Below are 20,401 nucleotides of genomic sequence, written 5' to 3'. Positions count from 1 at the left end.
TGGGGTTTACGGTTTTCAGTTTTTCTTTCGTTTCATTACTCATTGGATTATGATTTACGCTCAATATATTCGACATTCTGCACTTTCGCAGCAGTCGTCGGGTTGTGAGCAACCCTCCCCACAGAAATGATTTACGCTCAATATATTCGACATTCTACTTTCTTCATTCGACCTTCTCAGGAGTCGTCGGGTTGTGAGCAACCCTCCCCACGGCTGGCTTTGCTCCTTGCCCTTTGCCTTTTGTCCCTTTGCTCGTTGGCTCAGCAGGTAGGGAAACCGTTAGCGAAGTGGAAAGAAGGTGGGTTGGATATTCACCACATCAATACAGGACAGGGAAATGCTACGCTGCTGGTATTTCCCGACGGAACGACCTTGCTGGTGGATGCGGGCGCTATCAATTCACGAGATTGGCGGACGAATAAGCCCCGAAATATTCCAACAAAACCCTCCAACGAACGACAAGCGGGGGAGTGGATTGCGCGCTATGTTCAGAAAGCATTGACGCACCAGACTTCACCAGCTATTGACTACGCCCTCATTTCTCATTTCCACGACGACCACATGGGCACCCCTCTCAATGTTAAGAAGCAATCTGGTGCTGGATACACGTTGGCAGGAATTACGGAAGTGGGGGAGTTCATTCCAATTCGAAAAATCATTGACCGAGGTTGGCCTGATTATTCGTATCCTACTCCCATGACGGCCGATTCGATGGTGAGTAATTATCGGCGGTTTTTGCAATGGCAACAGCAACACAAAGGGATGGCCATTGAGCGTTTTCGGGCGGGAAGTAACGACCAAATTGTGCCATTGAAAAGCAAGAAATACCCTTTTGAGGTGCGAAACATTGCCGTTAATGGGGAAATGTGGACGGGCTCAGGAAATCAAACGACGCCGCTTTTCCCTCCGCTGTCTTCGCTAAAATCGGCTGATTTTCCCAATGAAAATATGTGCAGTGCCGTGTTTCAGATTCGCTATGGGAAGTTCGAATATTTCTCGGGGGGAGATTTACAAGGGGTGATTCGATTTGGCGTACCCGCGTGGCACGATGTAGAAACGCCGATTGCGCAGGTGGTAGGGCCAGTAGAGGTACAACTCGTTGACCACCACGGCTATCCTGATTCCCAAAATGGGACGTTGTTGACCCGTTTGCAGCCGCGCGTAATGGTGGTGCCGAGCTGGGCATCGGCGCATCCAGGGAAGGATGTGCTTGAGCGGATGTTTTCGGAAGAGTATTACAAAGGCCCGCGCGATGTTTTTATGACCAACCTGCTTCCAGAAGCCAAAACGGCCATTGCTGATTTGTTGCCTCGCCTCCAAAGCGAAGGTGGACACGTGGTGATACGGGTCGAAAAAGGCGGGAAAAAGTACCAAATAATGGTACTGGACGATACCGCCGAATCGTTTCGTGTCAAGGCGGTGTATGGCCCCTACCAGTCGAAGTAAACAAAACTTTATGGGTATTATACATCTTCCAACAACTTAAACCCTTCGCCGTGGAGGTTCATAATTTGAAGCGCAGGGTCGTCTTTGAGGTATTTTCTTAGCTTGGTAATATACACATCCATGCTGCGGGCATTGAAGTAAGAATCATCTCCCCAAATCAATTTTAACGCAAAACTGCGGTTGATGGGTTGGTTTTTATTTTCACAAAACAACTTCAACAAACCCGATTCTTTACTCGTCAATTTCTGCGGAACACCGTTTCTCGTGAGTAATTGGTGGTCTGCATCAAAGGTGTAACTTCCCAGTTGAAACACACTCGGCTGAGCCTCCAACGTAAAAGTTGCTTTTTGATACCGACGCAGCACTGCTTGAATCCGCAGTAGCAATTCTTCCATGCTAAACGGTTTGGTAATGTAGTCGTCGGCGCCTACTTTAAACCCCTGAATCGTATCTTCTTTCATGCTTTTGGCCGTCAGAAAAATGATGGGCACGTCTTTGTCGGTCAGGCGAATTTCTTTGGCCAACGAGAACCCGTCTTTTTTGGGCATCATCACGTCGAACAAGCACAAATCGTACGTTCCTTCTAAAAAAGCCTTTAGTCCTGCATTCCCATCGGTAGCCAAATCGGTTTTATACCCTTTGTTGGTTAGGTATTCTTGTAAAAGTTGCCCCAAATTCGGGTCATCTTCGGTCAAAAGAATGCGGGTGATGGGAGGTTTAGTCATGTTTTAAGGGCAATTTTACGGTAAATGTACTTCCTTTTCCTAATTTACTTTCTACTTCGATGGCTCCACCGTGTGCCTCCACCATCTTCTTGACGTAGCTAAGGCCCAAACCAAAGCCTTTCACATCGTGAATGTTTCCCGTCGGAACGCGGTAGAAAGGGTCAAAAATTTTGGTTTGTTGCTCTTTGGTCATTCCTCGTCCTTGGTCGCTTACGCTTACATAGACAAAACTATCGTCGCTATACGTACCCACGGCAATGTGAGGCGCTTCTGGTGAGTACTTGTTGGCGTTATCAAGCAGGTTGGTCAAAATATTGGTCAGGTGCAGCTCGTCGGCTTCTACCAATTCGTTGGTGGCTTCAAAGCTCAGTTCGATTTCACCCTGCCGTTGCTCCAACTGTACCCCCAAATTGTTGAGTACTTTCTCAATCACGTCATGGATGTTCACCTCGGTAGGTTTGAGTTTGATTTCGCCACGGTCGAGGAGCGCCATTTGTAAGACCTTCTCTACGTGCCCACCTAAGCGCTGTGTTTCGTCTCGAATGATGCCCAAATACCGCTGGATTTTGGCTTTTTCACTTTGCGGTGTTTCTACTTGTTCGCGGGCCATGCTCACGGCCAACGAAATCGTCGAAAGCGGCGTTTTGAACTCGTGGGTCATGTTGTTGATAAAATCATTTTTGACATCCGAGAGTTTTTTCTGCTTCAAAATGGTCGTCACGGCCACGTAAAAACATCCCAAAATCACCAATAATAACAATGCGGAGCTAATCAGCGAAAAGCTCATGTTTTGTAAAATAAACGCTTGACGTTCGGGAAAATAGACCAGTAACTGACTCGGCAGCGTATTGATTTCGTTGGGAAATAAACTGGCCCGAAACAGCTCACTCCCCGTCGTATCGGGACGGTAAGCGATGGTTGAGAACAGTACGTTGGACTGATTGTTGTTTTGAATCGCAAATTCATAGGGCAGCCCAATGCCGCGTTCGGCCAACGATTTTTTCAATAACGAATCAATCATCAAACGATTTACGCGTTGCTCCATCGGGCGCTTGCTAAACAGCAGGTCTTTGAATACATCTTTCAGCAAGTCAGTCTGCGAAGCCAGCGTTTTTGATTTTGCCTCGTTTTCGTCGCGTGTTGCTCTTTTTTCGAGGGGGTGACGGGCTTTTTGCACCGACGAACGCACCGTCATCATCACCGAGCTATTGCCGAGCGTATCAGCGGGCATTAGTACCCGCCCCATTTGGTCAAACCACGCTTCAAACATCCGTTCTTGTTCGGCATGAATCCGCAAAAACCGCTCAATATGCGGCAATTCGTCGTTGCGTTGTCTCAAAATTTCATTGATAAGATTGGCCTGAAAATCAGTCATCGACCGATTGCGCGGCGTCAGTGCGTCGGTCGGGTTGGTGCCCGTCAGGTTGCCATCTCGCCCCGCCGAAGCCGTGTATTCGTCGGGCAGTCGGTGCTTGGGAGTTTGCGTTTTTTGAGCCAAACGGTTCTTATTCAGCGCCTTCAGTTTACGCTGCTGCTGTTCAATTTCTTCGCGTTGTCGAATCAAATAAATGATTTCCTGTTTCTCCAGTTTACGGACGACATCCTGCAACGCATCCGAGACTTTGAGCTCAAACTGCTCATTGCGCAACGCCAACGCACTCGTAATCCAATACCATTGAAACCCCATCAGACTGAGCGCCGCCAGCCCCATCAGAGAAATCAATAAGCGTATTTTTTGTTTCGTCATCATTTTTTTTCCAACTCATGCAACGTTTCGTTTCTCAACTCCGACTTTCTCAACGTATCCGTCGATTGTGCATTCAAAATAACGCAATTCGGCCAACCCTTTAACACATTTTAAGAAACTTTAACACGGTCAACGTCTGAAAGTTGCCGAACTTTCGGAGCCAATTCACCAATTAACAACCAAGCAATCCTATGAAAACAAACATGACTTTTTTTGCGCTGGTAGTAGGGCTGGGAGTAGCCACTACGGCAATGTCGCAAGACGTTAAGAAAGAAGAAAAAGCCGCCGACAAAGACAAAGTGACGATTCGCGTGCGGATGTCGGAGGAGAAAGACGGTAAAGTAGAAACGTTTGAGCGGACTTATACGTACAACGGTCTTTCGGAAGAAGAACGCGAGAAGAAAGTGAAAACCATCATGGATTCGCTTCGCAACGACAGCAAAGCCGCTGCCAATCGCCGTTTAAGCGTTGAAATTGAGGAGGGTTCGAGCGTGCTACGTGACAAAGAACGTTGGGGCGACCGAGAACACATTACCGTTATTCCAAAAGATGGCCGCAAACGCGACGTGCAAATTTATCGCTACGAGCAGCCGTCTGACCGACGCGAGCGCAATGGTGACCGCAAAAGCGAACGTACGTACGAGTTTAAGTTTGACGACGAAGCCTTTGCCGACCGTATGCAGCGGGTTGAAAAGCGGATTGAGCCTCAGATGCGTAAACTAGAGCGTAACATGGAAGAATGGAGCCGCGATTTTGAACCCAAATTCAAGGAGTTTTGGCACGGCGACATCAACATCAGCGGTGCGGGAAAACCTGCTTCCATCCGTGGCCTAGAGGCGTATCCCAACAACCCCGAAAAAAATGAATTGAACGTTCGTTTTTATGCCCCCGCCAAAGGCGACGTGACCATCTCGGTAACTGACACCAAAGGTAAACAAATCGCCAAAAAAGAAGTGAAAGATTTTACGGGCGATTACGTAGGTCAATTGGATTTGGGGAAAAACGTCAAAGGCACTTATTTCATCAGTGTTGTTCAGAACGAAGACGGTACCGTGAAGCGTATTGTGGTAGAGTAAAAAGTTAACTATTATAATGGCTATATGAAAAGGAGATTCCCCAAAAGAATCGTCTTTTTTATGTAAACTAAAAATATTATTTAATAATCAAAAACTTCCTCGGAATGATTTTTTTTGAAGCCTCCATTCGGACAACGGTACTGAACGGTTACTTTTCTTCCCGTTGAATTGGGGTACAATTCTAAGATATTGAGCACGCAATCTGAACCCAAATTCTTTCCTTTTTAAACTCTATCCAACCATCGTTATCTGTGCGTGTAGTAAGGTTTTTGAAGTTCTTGTTGTCTTCACGCAGGTATTTGGGCTGGTCTTGTTGAGCTTTTAAATATCTGTGCCCATAGATTAAAAACAGTGGAAGCATTAAAATCTTTTTAATTGTGGCATATAGGTTTAAAAATGCCTGTCTTACTTTAACGCGAACTTTTCAAGATAAGTACTTGGTTTTGTGCCTCATAGAGGCTTAACATTTGTAGAACAATGAGGGTTTATCCGATCTGGTGTGCCATAGGTACACCACTTGTAAGCGATGTTGTGTACCTACGGCACACTAAAATAAGAAAATAGGTTCCTATCACTACTTAGCTTTCTGAGCATATAGAAGCCCTAAAAATAAAAGAAAATAACATATTGAATATAAACACTTTATGTTGAAATATGTGGATATCTCAGTGAAATTTATAAGTGAAACAAAAATTAAGGATAGCTACGAATAGCCGTTAATTCAATATGGAAGGAAGGAATAATAGGCTGTATTCCATCTGGGAGGCAGGGAGCTTTAAGTAATCCACTTATCTGATAATTACCAGTATCAGGAGGAGAGGCCGCCAAACCTTTTAGAAGTGTTCTGTCACAAGCACTCGCAAAGTAACTTACGTAATTAGGGTCGCGATTTACAAAAAATACAAAATCGCCTAAGAACTGTACTGGTACGTCTCGAATCTCCCTTATAACGGGGGAGTCACACCCACAATCAGGCTCGGGGTCTTCCTTCTTACAACTTACGCTCACCAGCATTACTACCGTGGCGTATAGAAATGGTTTGACTAATCGTTTCATGTTCATACGTTGTTTTTTAGTGTGAAATTTTTTGTTACTAGAATGAAGGGTGTTTCATAGGTAGCAGCATGTAAAAGGGTGGATGGACGGCCAAAAGGTACGTACTATGTTTTTAAAGTAAATATTATTTTTTTAACGATTTAGTAAACGGTAACTGTGTAAATATATAAAAAGATAAGTGTTTGATTGTGAGGGATGGCCTTACATAATAGATAAACCAAAAAGAGTATTAAGTACTTTTTCATAGTTTCAAAACGTTTATGGGATTTTTTCAATACGTTCAAGACTAAAATCAAAACAAGGGTATAAGAAGCAACGTGCATCTACATTTTCATAGACCTTACCCCATACTCGATAGTGGTATTCTACTGAGTCTTCATGAGCATAGTAATAATATTTTAGCCCTTTCACTAAATGCTCTGTCACGGGGCAAATGGGGATTTTTCGTTGCCAACCTCCTTTTTCAATCGGTATGTGGTCGTATTTAGAATCTTTTATTTTTTCTTTAAAAATAAGGCTACAATTGACGTTACCACAGGATAGAGCGGCTAGTGCTCCTTCTAAGGTACGAATGTGGCGGTAGCGCATCCCTTCAAGTTCGGGGTTACAGCAAGAACCGTCATCACATACAAAGCCTTCAATTTGTGGCTCGGTTTCCTTCTTACAACTCACGCTCATCAGCATCACTACCGTGGCGTATAGAAATGGTTTGACTAATCGTTTCATGTTCATACGTTGTTTTTTTAGTGTGAAATTTTTTGTTACTAGAATGAAGGGTGTTTCATAGGCAGCAGCGTGAGATTAAAAGAATTAACAGTACTATCTTTTTCATTGCCGTGGTTGTTTAAAAATGGTTTATGGAATTCTTTCAACTTTATCAATTTGTGTTCTTAAGATTGGTACACCTGTAAAATCACTTATACCTCGTGCCCAAAAGATACGTCCCCACACCCGATAGAGGTAACGGGGGTTTTGCATGTATTCATTGGTAAAAATGTAGGTCTGCTCCAAGCCTTTTACTTTATCATCACTCAACTCGCATAAAAGAATGCTATACCTGAGTGGATCTGGACTATATCCTCCTCCTAAGTTGAAACCCCGCTTAAAAAGCAAAGCACTTCGGCTTACGTCGGCGGGTTCGTTTTCAAACTTAGTAATCAATACCCAATCATATAAATCACCTGCGGCACAAGAGACAATCCCATCGTCTAAAGGGTTTGGTTCTTCCTTCTTACAACTTACGCTCACCAGCATCACTGCCGTGGCGTATAGAAATGGTTTGACTAATCGTTTCATATTCATACGTTGTTTTTTAGTGTGAAATTTTTTGTTACTAGAATGAAGGGTGTTTCATAGGCAGGAGCTTGTAAAAGGGCGGATAGATGGCCAAAGGTGCGTACTATGCTTTTAAAGTCAATATTATTTTTTTAATGATTTAGTAAATGATAGATGTGTAAATATATAAAAGGCTAATAGATTGATTTTTTAAGGAAAGTTAGTTTTTTTGTATGATATATGAAATAATAAAGAGTATTAAAAGCTTGTTCATAATCTTTAAAATTTAATTAAATTGTTCAATTTTTTCAACTTGAATATACTGTACACGAACCCCTACTTGACTTACAGGGCAGTTAACACAATCGAAAATTTTCCCCCAAACACGATATTTAAAAGGTTGAGGTTTGCCGTTTATATAGGTTTGTTTTAAACTTTGCACTAAAGTTCCATCTTGTTGAAGCACACAAAACCAAGTAGTTCCTATATTTTCAATTACTAAGCAATCATTACCAACATCAGCTTTAGCATTCACTAAAGATTGGACATAGGCTAATTTTTGCGGAGATGGGCCACAACAAGTGCCGTCGTCGCAGGGGGCTTTTCGTTCGCAACTCACGCTCACGAGCATTACTACCGTGGCGTATAGAAATGGTTTGACTAATCGTTTCATGTTCATACGTTGTTTTTTTAGTGTGAAATTTTTTGTTACTAGAATGAAGGGTATTTCATAGGCAGCAGCGTGTAAAAGGGTGGATGATCAATTGATATGCTCGTCTATCTGCTTTTGGTAGGTATCTTTGTCTTTTTGAGCCGAAGCTGACACCATAGATATAAAAGACAGCCCAATAAGGAGAAGGGTATTAACAACTCGCAATGAATTTTTAAATACTTTTTTCATAACATTGAAATTTAAAATTTGATTTTATTTGGGAAGCATCATGAAATCGTACTGCGTTTTTGAACCAATTTCTGCAGGACAACAATAATCTATTCGATTGCGGTCTTTGTAAGAAAAATAACCACGGTATTTCAAAGTGTACTTTAATTTATCAAAATACCTATTTAGTACAGTTATTTTGTGATAACTATTAGGAACATCAATCGTGGTAGAGTAGTAGCCTTGTTTATCAGTATAAATTATCTTGAGTTCATCGGCATTAGAAGCAACTCCCCCTTTTCCTCCAGTAATCATAATTTGCACACTATCTACAGGCAATTTAGTATCGTTATCGGTCACTGTACCAAAGACGGTGGTTGTTCGGCTTTTAAAGGGGCTGGAAAAGCAGCCTTCTGTCAGGAGTAGCACAGCGGCGGCGTAGAGGAGCCCCTTAGCCCCTAAGGAGGAAATAACTAATCGTTTCATGTTCATACGTTGTTTTTTTAGTGTGAATTTTTTGTTACTAGAATGAAGGGTGTTTCATAGGCAGCAGCGTGAGATTAAAAGAATTAACAGTACTATCTTTTTCATTGCCGTGGTTGTTTAAAAATGGTTTATGGAATTTTTTCAACTTTATCAATTTGAGCAGCCAATACTGGAAGACCAGTAAATCCCCCAATACCTCGTGCCCAAAAGATGCGTCCCCACACCCGATAGAGATAACGTGGGTTTTGCATGTATTCATTGGTAAAAATGTAGGTCTGCTCCAAGTCTTTTACCTTGTCATCACTTAATCCGCACACTAAAATACTATGCTGAGGCAGGTCTGGTTTGTATCCTCCCCCTACGGTGAAACCTTGCTTAAACAGCAAAGCGCCTCGGCCTACGTCGGCGGGTTCGTTTTCAAGCTTAGCAATCAATACCCAATCATATAAATCACCTGCGGCACAAGAGACAACTCCATCATCTAAAGGGTTGGGTCCTTCCTTCTTACAACTCACGCTCATCAGCATCACCACCGTGGCGTATAGAAATGGTTTGATTAATCGTTTCATGTTCATACGTTGTTTTTTTAGTGTGAAGTTACTTCACCGTATAACTCCAACTATGCTTGATGACTTTTAGTGAAAAGGTACTATTGAGCGTACCTATATTTTCAATTTTTGATAATTTGTTTCGGACAAAGTTATGGTATTCGTCCAAACTCCCTACATTGATTTTTAACAAGAAATCCACTTGCCCCGCCATGTGGTAACATTCCTGTACTTCTTCCAACTTTTGAATTTCTTCTTCAAAACTCTCAATAAACGCTTTGTCGTGGTAGCGCATCGATACTTGGCAAAAGATGGTAATCGGCTGCCCAAGCAAGTCTTTGTCCAGAATAGCCACGTACTGTTTGATAAACCCAAGCTGCTCCAAACGCCTGATTCGTTCATAAACGGGCGACAAGGTAAGGCCCAATCGGGCGGCCAATTCTTTGGTTGTGAGCTTGGCGTCGGCCTGCAAAAGCCGTAGAAGTTTTTTGTCAATATCATCGAGCGATTCGAGTGCCATAAAATTTTCTTTTTATCCTATCTCAATTAAATCCTGTTTAGCGAAATTTTCTTTAAAAATAATGATGTTCAGTAAAATTAATGGATTTTATTGGAATATATACGTCAATAGTAGTGCCTATATAACTTTGTGCCGTTAATTACACTTCATCAAAAGTTAAAAATCAGCTAAAACGCCACAGTTATGAAACAGGAAACGATTTTAGTGATTGGCGCAAATGGCCAGATTGGAACGGCATTGTTGCCTCATTTACAACGCCTCTACGGCTGGGAGAATGTCATCGCAAGCGACCTTCGAGCGGGAGAAAACCAACAAGCGATTTTTGAACGCCTAGATGCCACCGACGCCACGATGCTCGCCAGCGTTGTGCAGCGTTACCGCGTCACCCAAATCTATCATTTGGCGGCGATTCTTTCGGCCAAAGGCGAGGCCGACCCGCTTTGGGCGTGGAACCTCAACATGCAAACCCTGCTCAACGTGCTGGAAGTAGCTCGCCTCCACCAAGTCAACAAAGTATTTGTGCCGAGTTCCATTGCGGCTTTTGGCATGCAAGCTCCCAAGTACGAAACGCCTCAATCGGCCCTCCTCGACCCCTCAACGGTGTATGGCATCAGCAAAGTGGCCGCCGAAAACTGGTCGGTTTATTACCACAAACGCTATGGCCTCGATGTGCGGTCGCTGCGCTACCCAGGCGTCATTAGCTACCAATCCATGCCAGGAGGAGGTACTACCGACTACGCCGTTGCCATTTACCACGAAGCCATTCAAGGCAACCGCTTCGAGTGTTTTTTAGCCGCCGACACGTTGTTGCCGATGATTTACATGGACGATGCCCTCCGCGCCACGCTGGAACTGATGGAAGCGCCCGAAGCGGCCATCACGGTACGGACGTCGTACAATTTGGCGGGAATGAGCTTTACCCCCGCCCAAGTAGCCGCTTCTATTCAGACCTATTTTCCTGATTTTCAGGTTGACTACAAACCCGATTTCCGTCAAGCGATTGCCGATTCGTGGCCCAAAACCATTGATGATTCGGTCGCGCGGCGCGATTGGGGCTGGAAACCCCGCTTCGATTTACCCAAAATGACGAAAGAAATGATTACCCACCTCACCGAAAAAGTTATCTAAACGTATGTACGCAAGCATCAAAAACGACCTCCAACAGGAACTCAACGCCCTTAAAGAAGCAGGGCTTTATAAATCAGAGCGAATCATTGTATCGCCCCAATCGGCCGAAATCACCGTTCAGAATGGCCGCGAAGTACTGAATTTTTGTGCCAACAATTACTTGGGTTTGTCGTCTCATCCAGAGGTGATTAAGGCCGCTCACGAAGCCCTCGAAACCCACGGTTTTGGCCTTTCGTCGGTACGGTTTATTTGTGGTACGCAAGACATTCACAAAGAACTTGAGCGCCAAACGGCTGCTTTTGTGGGAGCCGAAGATTGTATTTTGTACGCCGCCGCGTTTGATGCCAACGGTGGGGTTTTTGAGCCGTTGTTGGGAGAAGAAGATGCCATCATCTCCGACGAACTCAACCACGCGTCCATCATCGACGGGATTCGTTTGTGCAAAGCCAAACGTTTCCGCTATCAGCACAACAACATGGAGGATTTGGAGGCACAACTCCGCGCCAGTGCCTCTTGCCGTCGCCGATTGATTGTCACCGATGGTGTGTTTTCGATGGATGGCACCATTGCGCAATTGGATAAAATCTGCGACTTGGCCGACCAATACCAAGCGTTGGTGATGGTGGACGAATGCCACGCCAGCGGTTTTATGGGCAAAACTGGTCGCGGAACGCCCGAACACAAAGGCGTGTTAGGCCGTATCGACATCATCACTGGCACCTACGGCAAAGCCTTGGGTGGCGCGTCGGGCGGTTTTACGGCGGCTCGTAAAGAAATCGTCGAATTGCTTCGTCAGCGTTCGCGGCCGTATTTGTTTTCCAATACCCTCGCGCCATCCATTGTGGGGGCTTCGCTCAAAGTATTAGAATTGTTGCGCCAATCGACCGCCCTGCGTGATAAACTCGAAGCCAATACCCGTTATTTCAGAGCGGCCATGACGGCCGCAGGTTTTGATATTTTGCCAGGCGAACACCCCATCGTGCCTATTATGTTGTACGATGCACCCTTGGCGCAGGAGTTTGCCAAGCAGCTATTGGAAGAAGGCATTTACGTCATCGGCTTTTTCTACCCAGTCGTTCCCAAAGGTAAAGCGCGGATTCGGGTACAGATTTCGGCGGGTCACGAGCCAGAGCACTTGCAGCGCGCCGTGGAAGCGTTTGTGAAAGTAGGGCAACGTTTGGGCGTTATTGCTGGCTAAATTTTTCCCCGCAGATTGGCGCAGACTACTATCAGCGCTATTCTGCGGGTATTCCATCTGCGTGCATCTGCGGGGAAAAAAGATAAAAAAGCAATTTAACGTAAAGTACTCAGTTGTGCCCGAAATTCCCTGGGCGTACGTTGGTGGATTTTTTTGAACGAACGGTTGAAATACGACACGTTACTGTAACCACTCTCGAAAGCTACTTGCGTAATCGGTAAGTCAGTTTGTTGTAAAAGCTGACAGGCAAAGGCGATGCGTACTTCGTTTAAAAAATCTGAAAAAGTGCGGTAAGTAAGGTTTTTGAAAAAACGACAAAACGAATGTAATTGTAACCCTGCCACCGAAGCCGCTTGCTCAATGGTAATGTCTTCTCTGAAATTCTGCTGAATGTACTCCATCAATCGCGAAACTCGGTTTTGATTTTTATCCGTAAAAGTAGAAAGCAGCGGGGTTCTATTGAGCCAAATCATGTCTTCGGGGTCAAGCAAAAGCACCATAATCTGTAAGAAAGAGGCCAACAACTGCATATTCTTACTTTCTAACATGTCCTGCAAATAGCCAATAATCCGCTCCTTTTTCTTCCCAGAAAAGCTAATTCCTTTTTTAGACTGCACAAAAAACTCTTCCAACAACTTTGTGTCCACAAAGGGTTTCAGGTATTCCGTCAACGTAGTAGGATTAATGTACAAAGCCACTGACACCGCAGGCTCGTGCTCGCTTGCGGCGTTAAATTCACTGTACCATACGTGAGGGACATTGGGGCCAACAAAAGTTAAATCTCCGCACTCAAAACGTTCGATGGTTCCCCCGATAATCCGAGTACCAGCACCCGATAAAATATAGACCAATTGACATTCATTGTGAAAGTGGAAGTCAGTGGCAAACGACGACCGTATAATTTGCTTGACTACAAAAGGCTTTTGGGCGGTAGTAAAATCGGGCAAAAGGGTGTAAGTAGCTTTCATTTTTGCAGGTATGGCTCGTTTTTGCAAATATAGTATTGATAAATAGCAACCAAAAATAGGTTTTTGCCAAAAATCGCCCATTATTTTGTACAATTCCTTTGATTTACCTATTCTCATTTTCAATGAAAAAGTTTTTTATCATCCTTTGCCTATTTGCCCATGTAAAAGTATCGGGTCAACAGTTGGCTAAACCTTCGGCTGTTCAGTACAAATGGCAGGAACAGGGACGCATTATGTTTGTCCACTTTGGGGTGGCAACTTGGCTCGGTCAAGAGTACGACGAAACGGGCGAATTTGACATTTCCCGCATCAACCCTACCCAACTCGACACCGACCAATGGTGCCGTGTGGCTAAATCGTGGGGCGCTAAAGAAATCATTTTTGTGGCCAAACATGCGGGTAGTTTTTGTTGGTGGCCTACCCACACCACCGAGTATTGCGTTAGGAATATTCCGTGGAAAAACGGCAAAGGGGATTTGATAAAAGACTTAGCAGTTTCCTGCAAAAAAGCGGGGTTAAACTTGGGTATTTACATCTACCCTGGCGACATCAAATGGGGCGCGGGGCTTGGAAGCGGAGGAATCACCAAAGACCCTTCCAAACAGGAAGCGTACAACAAAATTTTCAGACAACAACTCACCGAGGTTTTGGCCAATTATGGCGAGATGCTCGAAGTATGGTTTGATGGCTCGTGTAAAGTGCCCGTGAGCGATATTTTACAAAAATATGCTTCCAAAGCGGTCATTTTCCAGGGCTCAGATGCCACCATCCGCTGGCCAGGCACCGAAAGCGGCATCCTTCATTATCCCGTTTGGAATTCCCTCAAAGGAAAGGTTTTAAGGTCGGGGGTAGCAACCCAATACGACGATGACCCCGACGGCGATGTTTGGGCACCTTTGGAGGCCGATGTTACTTTGTACAACCATAATTGGTTTTGGTCGCCCAAAAACGAAGCCAAACGCCGCTCAGTGGATGAGTTGATGGAGATTTATTACAAATCGGTTGGGCACGGAGGTACGTTACTGCTCAATTCTAACCCCGACACAACGGGGCTTATTCCAGCGGGAGATGTAAAAAGGTATGCTGAATTTGGGGCAGAAATCAACCGAAGGTTTGAGCGTCCCTTGGCAGAAGTAAACAACAAAGCCGCGAAAGAAGCGGTCTTGTCGCTCGAAAAACCAACGAAAATCAATCACTTGATTTTGAAGGAAGACTACCGACAAGGCCACAGAATCAGAAAATATGAAGTGTGGGGACTTACCAAAAATAAGTGGGAAAAACTGACCACAGGTAGCTCAATCGGGGTGACTAAAATTGATTATTTCGACGATGTTGCAGTTACGGCGATAAAACTAAAAGTAATCGAACACAAAGGCACTCCCCTGATTCGGAGTTTGGCGGCCTATTACGTGCCAGGTTTTGAACTCCCAAAAGCGGAGAAAGAAGCCAAAGAGTACACCATTTTGCAGGAATGGGATACCAAAGATTTTGTAAACGGTAAAGGCCAAATGAGTATCGACTTAGGAAAGTACATCACCGCACCAGGCCAATACGAAGTGAGTTTTACCAATGCCGTCAGCGTGACGGGGATGTGGGTAGAAAAAGCTGAAATTATTTTTGATAAAGACCCCAACACACTGCAGGAATTTATCCAACGAAAACCCAAAGAGAATGTGTTTTTTATCAACCGAACGGGCCAAATTGATAAAGGCACAAGCTCCGTCCTGAAAGTGGAGATGCGTTCAGACAACAAGTCGTTTCAGAATAAAGGCTTTGTCAAAATCAGAAAACGTTGACAAGGAAGTAATTCGTTAAAGAAATAGAAACCACTATACCCTCACAACCGTTATGGTTATCTCTGCGATTCAGGTACTTGACCGACGTTTTGACCTCCCCAATGGGTCGGGTTCCGATGCAACCCACACCGACCCCCAATATGCCTATGCAGTTTGTGTGTTGAAAACCGATGCCTCTCTGGAAGGAATAGGGTTGGCTTTTACCTTGGGGGCGGGCACTGAGTTGGTTTGCCAAGCCATTCAATTTTTATCCGAAAAACTGGTAGGTCAGGAGATTGAAGCCTTAATGGCCAACTTTGGCGCTACCTATCGCTCGCTGGTTGACTCCCCTTCTTACCGTTGGTTGGGGCCGCACAAAGGCGTTGTTCATTTGGCATTGGCCGCGATTGTCAACGCGTGCTACGACCTTTGGGCCAAATCGCGTCAGGTTCCTCTTTGGAAACTATTGCTGGACTTATCGCCCGAAGAACTCGTAAATACGCTGGATTTAAGCTATTTAGAAGACGAACTTACCCGCGAGCAAGCCATTCAATTGCTCAAAGAACAATACAAAACGAGAGAAAATAGAAATGCTGTCCTGAAAACGGGCTACAAAGGCTACGATACGTCGGTCGGTTGGTTTAATTTTTCGGATGAACTTATCGTTGAAAAAACCAAGCAGGCCCTCGACAAAGGTTTTACGGCCCTTAAACTCAAAGTAGGCTCTGATGACCCCCTCCGTGACCTCCGCCGAGCCACGTTGATTCGGCAAACGGCGGGAGATGCCGCCACCATTATGCTGGATGCCAATCAAAAATGGAATGTACCGCAAGCCTTGGATATTTGTCAGCGGCTGGGCAGTATCAACCCGTATTGGATTGAAGAACCCACCCATCCTGATGATGTTTTTGGGCACCAAGCCATTGCCCGAGCCATCGCCCCTTTTAAAGTGGCCACGGGTGAGCACATTCCCAACAAAGTGATTTTTAAGAACTTTCTGCAAGCCAAAGCCATGGATTTTTGTCAGGTAGATGCCGTGCGCGTAGGAGGTGTTTCGGAGTTTTTGACGGTTAGTTTATTGGCCAAAAAATTCAATATCCCAGTGCTGCCCCACGTCGGAGATATGGGCCAGATTCATCAACATTTGGTGCTTTTTAATCACATCGGAATGGGGCATGAAAACCTGTTTTTAGAGCATATTCCGCATTTACGACCCTACTTTGTGCATCCAGCCAACATCGTTGAAGGCTATTACCAAGTGCCGCAGGAAGCAGGCAGCAGCAGTGATTTGAAACCCTAAGCCACCAAAAACATGACCTCATTGGCTCACAAAGTAATTTTTCTCACGGGAGGTGCTTCGGGCATTGGCGAAGCTTGTGCTGAAGCGTATGTAAAGGCGGGTGCTCGGGTTTTGGTGATGGACAAAAACGAGACTTCTTTGAATCAGTTAATGAGCCGTTTAGGCAACGAACACGCTGGTTTTGTGGGAGATGTACAACAGGAAGCGGACGTAAAATCGGCGGTCGAAACGGCCCTTGCTCGGTTTGGGAAAATAGATGTCATTCATAACAATGCTGGGATTGCTAGTCCTTCAAAACCGCTCGACCAAACCACCGAAAACGAATGGGATAGCTTGTTTTCTATCAACCTGAAAAGTGTGTATTGGACGACCCGTTATGGCATCGAAGCCTTGAAAGCGACCAAAGGCTGTATTTTAAACACCTCCAGCATGGTTGGAACGATGGGACAAGAAAATCACGCGGCTTACGTAGCTACCAAAGGTGGCATGAGCGCCCTGACCAAAGCCATGGCCTTGGATTATGCTTCTTTTGGCATTAGGGTCAACGCCATTTGTCCTGCGGGTGTATGGACGCCCATGCTACGAGAATGGGCAACACAACAACCTAATCCAGTGGCCATTGAAAATTATTTGGACAATATTCACACCCTTGGCTACTGTCCCGAAGGCGACGTGATTGCGGACGTGGCGGTGTTTTTGGTTTCTGAGGCCGCTCGGTTTGTAACGGGCTGTATCATGCCCGTGAGTGGAGGAGCAGAGTTGGGTTATAAAAAATAACGAAGATGAAAACACACAGAACTTGTTTGGCGCTCGATTTGAAAGACGACGACGAACTCATTGCTCAATACGAACATTTTCATCAACCTGAGCATATTTGGCCCGAAATTCCCCGAGGAATCAGAGCGGGTGGAATTGTGGACATGCAAATCTATCGCATTGGGACGCGGCTCTTTATGATTGTCGAAACCGAAGAAGGTATTGATCTGACTACGGCGTTTGAAGCTATTGGCAAAATGCCTCGACAACCAGAATGGGCTGCTTTTATGGGGGGCTTTCAACAACGGTTGGTCGATGCGAAACCTGACGAGCACTGGGCTGAAATGAAACCTGTTTTTATGTTAAATGAATTTAGCTGAGTAGGTTTATTTTTTTACCCGCAGAAAACCGCAGAATTACAAACGCAGATTTTCTCGCCTATCTGCGGGCAACTTTCAAAGAAACTTACCTGACAATATAATGAATGCCTAAAGTGAAAAATCGCAATCAATTTCTGGTGCCACTTTTGGTGGTCATGAGCCTGATGTTTATCTGGAATTTAAGCCGAAACATCAACGATATCCTCATTCCACACCTCAAAAGAGCTTGTCAATTGACTGATTTTCAGTCGTCGCTGGTGCAGTCGGCTTTTTTTGGTGGGTATTTTTTGTTGGCGTTACCCGTGGGGCAATACATCCGCCGTTTTGGGTATCGGGCAGGCATGATTACGGGGCTTTTCATGGCTGCATTGGGCGCATTTTTATTTTTCCCAGCGGCCGAAACCCGCTTTTATCCGCTTTTTTTGGCCGCTTTGTTTATCATGGCCGCAGGTTTCACCTTTCTGGAAGTGACCGCCACACCTTATGTCTCGGTTTTGGGTGATCCCGAAAAAGCCTCGGGTCGGCTGAGTTTGGCGGCAGCGGTGGGTTCGGTAGGCGCTACCATCGGCCCCTACCTTGGAGCGGTGTTTTTGCTTCATGCCACTGACACGCCCGAAACGGCGGTTCAGCAATTTAGCCCGAGCCAATTAGCCGATTATCTCAACGCCGAGGCTCAATTGGTCAAAATGCCTTACCTAAGTTTGGGGGCTTTGTTTATGGTATTAGGGGGGATGTTATTTTTTATCAAAATGCCCGCCATTCATGAAGAAGGAGAAGAAAATGTGCGGTTAAAATCCATTTTTAAGTTTAAACATACGGTGCTTGGCGCATTGGGCGTATTTTGTTATTTGGGTGCCGAAGTCGGGATTGTCAGTTTTCTAATTCGTTATGCCAAATCACTGAAAATTGAGGGATTAGGAGAACAGAAAGCCGCGTTGTTTATCACCTTATTTATGGCGTTGGTCTTGGTGGGACGCCTAGCGGGGGCGTATTTTCTGCAAAAAGTAAATCCCTCCAAAGTGTTGATGGCCTGTGCGTTGGGAGCAATCGCTTTAGTGACAGTCGCCATTTTGAGTACTGGTTATGTTTCGATTTTTTCTCTTTCCATCGTGGGGCTTTGCACGTCGGTGATGTACCCCATCTTGTTCACGTTAAGCATCAAAAATTTGGGGGCTTATACCAAAACAGGTTCATCGTTGATTATTATGAGCATTGTAGGGGGAGCCATTGTACCTCCGCTTATGGGACTCATTTCTGATATGTACAGCATTCGCTTTGCCTTTGTGCTACCCGTTTTGTGTTATGCTTACATTTTGTACTACGCCCAAAAAGGTCATATTATCCGATAGTTAAACGCCATTTTCAATGAAAAAAACATCCGTCATTCTCCTGCTTTTTCTAATTGCTTTTAACGGTATTGCTCAAAAAAACATTTCAAAAGAGCAGCGCCTAAAGTGGTGGCAAGATGCCAAAATGGGCTTGTTTGTTCACTGGGGACCCGTGTCACTGATTGGAAAAGAAATCAGTTGGTCGCGCAATGGCTACGGTAAAAGCAAGTACGATTCGTTGTATTTGAGATTTAACCCCAAACAATTCAACGCCAAAGAATGGGTAAAGTTGGCCCAGGCAGGGGGAATGAAGTACTTGGTTTTGACGTCAAAACACCACGACGGCTTTTGCCTTTTTGATACCAAAACCACGCCTTACAATATCATGAACAGCCCTTTTGGAAGGGATGTTTGCAAAGAACTTGCCCAAGCTGCCCACGAAGCGGGGATGCCCATTGGCTGGTATTTTTCGGTGGCCGACTGGAAAGACCCCGATTGTCGCAACCCCAAAACCAACGATATTTTTGCCAATCGAGTGGAGGAACAGGTGCGTGAATTGTTGACCAATTATGGCAAAATTAGCTTGTTATGGATAGATTACGAAGGCTCGCCCAGCCCAATTCACCCCAAAAGAGTGTTTGAGTTGGCGCGTACGTTACAGCCCGAAATCATCATCAACAATCGGCTTGAGCCTTTCAATCCAGACGAGTCGCACGCGCGGGTAGGGCCTTATGCCGACTATGCTACACCCGAAGGTTTTGTGGCGGGCTACGGTGCTGTGCCTTGGGAAACCTGCACCAACATGGGGCATCAATGGGCGTGGCGGTTCAATGATACGCCGCGCAGTTTGAAAGAATCATTGCATACGTTACTTCGGTGCGTGGGTGGAAACGGCAACCTTTTGTTCAACATCGGCCCCGACAGCTTGGGTGTTTTTCCCAAAAACTTTGTAGCACGGGCAACCGAAATGGGCAATTGGCTAAACAAAAACGCGGAAGCCGTTTACCAAACCAAAGGGGGGATTTATACGCCGTCAAAAGACTACGTGAGTTCGTACCGAGGAAATAAACTGTATTTGCATTTATTGAACAACACAGGCAATGAAATCAAACTCCCGCCCATGCCAGCCAACGTCAAAAAAGCCTCTTTATTAGACGGAAGCACTGTTTCATTCGTACAAACCAAAGCCGAAGTTACCCTGAAACTCCCCCAAAACGGACGCGATTCCATTGCTACCATTGTGACGCTTTTGTTGGATAAACCCGCTTCGCAATTGGGTCAAATTATTCCTTTTACGACCACTCATTCATTGGCGTACGGCAAAAAGGCAACGGCTTCGAGCGCGTTGGGGGCTTTTTTGCACGACGCATCGGCAGCTTTTGATGACAACCCCGCCACGCATTGGAAAATGGGGCGGCGTACCGACGTTGATTTTGAGAAGTATTATGGAAAAGACGTACACTATCAGTCAGAAGCGGCTTTCAATTTATTTCAAAATAAAGGCTGGATAGAAGTGGATTTGGGTACAAAACAAACGGTGAAACAGCTCAAAGTAAGTGAAGCGGTGTATCAAAAGTCCCAAATTAAAGGCTTTGAAATTCAGTACGAAAAAGACGGACAATGGCTGACGTTGGCGCAGGATGAAAAAATGGGCAATTGGAGTAAAGATATTAGCCCCGTGGTTGCCCAAAAGTTTCGGTTGGTAGTTTTAGATTCTCATGGTTTTGCAGGAATCAAGGAGTTTCAACTGTTTTGAAAAGCACATTGTAGCGAATTATGTTTTCCCCGCAGACTTTCGCAGATTTTAAA

21 protein-coding genes are annotated in these 20,401 nt (G+C 45.0%); 10 read left to right on the top strand and 11 right to left on the bottom strand.

Going from position 1 to position 20,401, the window contains the following annotated elements; all coding sequences use genetic code 11:
- Window positions 1-126: 126 nt before the first annotated feature.
- A complete protein-coding gene (locus DTQ70_RS20985; RefSeq protein ID WP_229599980.1) occupies window positions 127-1,446 on the top strand; it encodes a ComEC/Rec2 family competence protein in 1,320 nt (439 codons plus the stop codon).
- Window positions 1,447-1,463: 17 nt separating this feature from the next.
- On the opposite strand, the gene DTQ70_RS20980 is transcribed toward DTQ70_RS20985, so the two are convergent.
- Both DTQ70_RS20980 and DTQ70_RS20975 read right to left on the bottom strand, forming a co-directional pair.
- Window positions 1,464-2,171, bottom strand: a complete 708-nt coding sequence (locus DTQ70_RS20980) for a response regulator transcription factor (protein WP_409050419.1) — start codon at window positions 2,169-2,171, stop codon at window positions 1,464-1,466.
- Window positions 2,164-3,921 carry a sensor histidine kinase KdpD gene (locus DTQ70_RS20975; RefSeq protein ID WP_229599979.1) on the bottom strand — a complete coding sequence of 586 codons (1,758 nt, stop codon included), beginning with the start codon at window positions 3,919-3,921 and terminating at the stop codon, window positions 2,164-2,166. Before DTQ70_RS20975 ends, DTQ70_RS20980 begins: the two co-directional genes overlap by 8 nt.
- Before the next feature lie 188 nt (window positions 3,922-4,109).
- On the opposite strand from DTQ70_RS20975, the gene DTQ70_RS20970 reads away from it, so the two are divergent.
- Window positions 4,110-4,994 (top strand): T9SS type A sorting domain-containing protein, encoded by an 885-nt coding sequence (locus DTQ70_RS20970; RefSeq protein ID WP_229599978.1) that lies wholly within the window; start codon window positions 4,110-4,112, stop codon window positions 4,992-4,994.
- 693 nt (window positions 4,995-5,687) lie between these two features.
- Here the strand turns inward: DTQ70_RS20970 and DTQ70_RS20960 are convergent.
- The 8 genes from DTQ70_RS20960 to DTQ70_RS20930 form a co-directional block, all read right to left on the bottom strand.
- Window positions 5,688-6,050 (bottom strand): hypothetical protein, encoded by a 363-nt coding sequence (locus DTQ70_RS20960; protein WP_164490140.1) that lies wholly within the window; start codon window positions 6,048-6,050, stop codon window positions 5,688-5,690.
- A gap of 258 nt (window positions 6,051-6,308) precedes the next feature.
- Complete coding sequence (locus tag DTQ70_RS20955) at window positions 6,309-6,776, bottom strand: hypothetical protein (RefSeq protein WP_122932625.1); 468 nt, start codon at window positions 6,774-6,776, stop codon at window positions 6,309-6,311.
- A gap of 129 nt (window positions 6,777-6,905) precedes the next feature.
- Window positions 6,906-7,346 carry a hypothetical protein gene (locus tag DTQ70_RS20950; RefSeq protein WP_122932624.1) on the bottom strand — a complete coding sequence of 147 codons (441 nt, stop codon included), beginning with the start codon at window positions 7,344-7,346 and terminating at the stop codon, window positions 6,906-6,908.
- Between the two features lie 265 nt (window positions 7,347-7,611).
- Window positions 7,612-7,998: a hypothetical protein gene (locus tag DTQ70_RS20945; protein WP_122932623.1), complete on the bottom strand. Its 387-nt coding sequence runs from the start codon at window positions 7,996-7,998 to the stop codon at window positions 7,612-7,614.
- Window positions 7,999-8,085: 87 nt separating this feature from the next.
- Window positions 8,086-8,226 (bottom strand): hypothetical protein, encoded by a 141-nt coding sequence (locus DTQ70_RS30820; protein WP_164490139.1) that lies wholly within the window; start codon window positions 8,224-8,226, stop codon window positions 8,086-8,088.
- A 24-nt stretch (window positions 8,227-8,250) separates the two neighbouring features.
- Complete coding sequence (locus DTQ70_RS20940) at window positions 8,251-8,691, bottom strand: hypothetical protein (RefSeq protein WP_164490138.1); 441 nt, start codon at window positions 8,689-8,691, stop codon at window positions 8,251-8,253.
- 128 nt (window positions 8,692-8,819) lie between these two features.
- Window positions 8,820-9,260, bottom strand: a complete 441-nt coding sequence (locus tag DTQ70_RS20935; protein ID WP_164490137.1) for a hypothetical protein — start codon at window positions 9,258-9,260, stop codon at window positions 8,820-8,822.
- Window positions 9,261-9,288: 28 nt separating this feature from the next.
- Window positions 9,289-9,759, bottom strand: coding sequence for an Lrp/AsnC family transcriptional regulator (locus DTQ70_RS20930; protein WP_122932620.1), 471 nt, complete (start codon window positions 9,757-9,759; stop codon window positions 9,289-9,291).
- A 183-nt stretch (window positions 9,760-9,942) separates the two neighbouring features.
- Here DTQ70_RS20930 and DTQ70_RS20925 point away from each other — a divergent pair, with 183 nt between their 5' ends.
- Both DTQ70_RS20925 and kbl read left to right on the top strand, forming a co-directional pair.
- Complete coding sequence (locus DTQ70_RS20925; RefSeq protein WP_122932619.1) at window positions 9,943-10,887, top strand: NAD-dependent epimerase/dehydratase family protein; 945 nt, start codon at window positions 9,943-9,945, stop codon at window positions 10,885-10,887.
- A 4-nt stretch (window positions 10,888-10,891) separates the two neighbouring features.
- The gene (kbl, locus tag DTQ70_RS20920) at window positions 10,892-12,085 is read left to right on the top strand and encodes a glycine C-acetyltransferase (protein WP_122932618.1); all 1,194 of its coding nucleotides are present in this window, start codon (window positions 10,892-10,894) and stop codon (window positions 12,083-12,085) included.
- Window positions 12,086-12,180: 95 nt separating this feature from the next.
- Here kbl and DTQ70_RS20915 read toward each other — a convergent pair whose 3' ends face one another.
- The gene (locus tag DTQ70_RS20915; RefSeq protein WP_122934500.1) at window positions 12,181-13,053 is read right to left on the bottom strand and encodes an AraC family transcriptional regulator; all 873 of its coding nucleotides are present in this window, start codon (window positions 13,051-13,053) and stop codon (window positions 12,181-12,183) included.
- A 122-nt stretch (window positions 13,054-13,175) separates the two neighbouring features.
- Here DTQ70_RS20915 and DTQ70_RS20910 point away from each other — a divergent pair, with 122 nt between their 5' ends.
- From DTQ70_RS20910 to DTQ70_RS20885, 6 genes are all read left to right on the top strand, one after another.
- A complete protein-coding gene (locus tag DTQ70_RS20910; RefSeq protein WP_122932617.1) occupies window positions 13,176-14,849 on the top strand; it encodes an alpha-L-fucosidase in 1,674 nt (557 codons plus the stop codon).
- A 52-nt stretch (window positions 14,850-14,901) separates the two neighbouring features.
- Window positions 14,902-16,128 carry an enolase C-terminal domain-like protein gene (locus DTQ70_RS20905; protein ID WP_122932616.1) on the top strand — a complete coding sequence of 409 codons (1,227 nt, stop codon included), beginning with the start codon at window positions 14,902-14,904 and terminating at the stop codon, window positions 16,126-16,128.
- Between the two features lie 12 nt (window positions 16,129-16,140).
- Window positions 16,141-16,905 carry an SDR family NAD(P)-dependent oxidoreductase gene (locus DTQ70_RS20900; protein ID WP_122932615.1) on the top strand — a complete coding sequence of 255 codons (765 nt, stop codon included), beginning with the start codon at window positions 16,141-16,143 and terminating at the stop codon, window positions 16,903-16,905.
- A 5-nt stretch (window positions 16,906-16,910) separates the two neighbouring features.
- Window positions 16,911-17,264, top strand: a complete 354-nt coding sequence (locus tag DTQ70_RS20895) for an L-rhamnose mutarotase (RefSeq protein WP_122932614.1) — start codon at window positions 16,911-16,913, stop codon at window positions 17,262-17,264.
- Window positions 17,265-17,368: 104 nt separating this feature from the next.
- A complete protein-coding gene (fucP, locus tag DTQ70_RS20890; protein ID WP_122932613.1) occupies window positions 17,369-18,613 on the top strand; it encodes an L-fucose:H+ symporter permease in 1,245 nt (414 codons plus the stop codon).
- A 16-nt stretch (window positions 18,614-18,629) separates the two neighbouring features.
- Window positions 18,630-20,348, top strand: a complete 1,719-nt coding sequence (locus tag DTQ70_RS20885) for an alpha-L-fucosidase (protein ID WP_122932612.1) — start codon at window positions 18,630-18,632, stop codon at window positions 20,346-20,348.
- The last annotated feature ends 53 nt before the right edge of the window (window positions 20,349-20,401 follow it).

Source organism: Runella sp. SP2 (assembly GCF_003711225.1).
Classification (GTDB): Bacteria; Bacteroidota; Bacteroidia; order Cytophagales; family Spirosomataceae; genus Runella.
The sequence above is the reverse complement of the archived record's forward strand: the minus strand, read 5'-3'. Positions and strand labels throughout refer to the sequence as shown.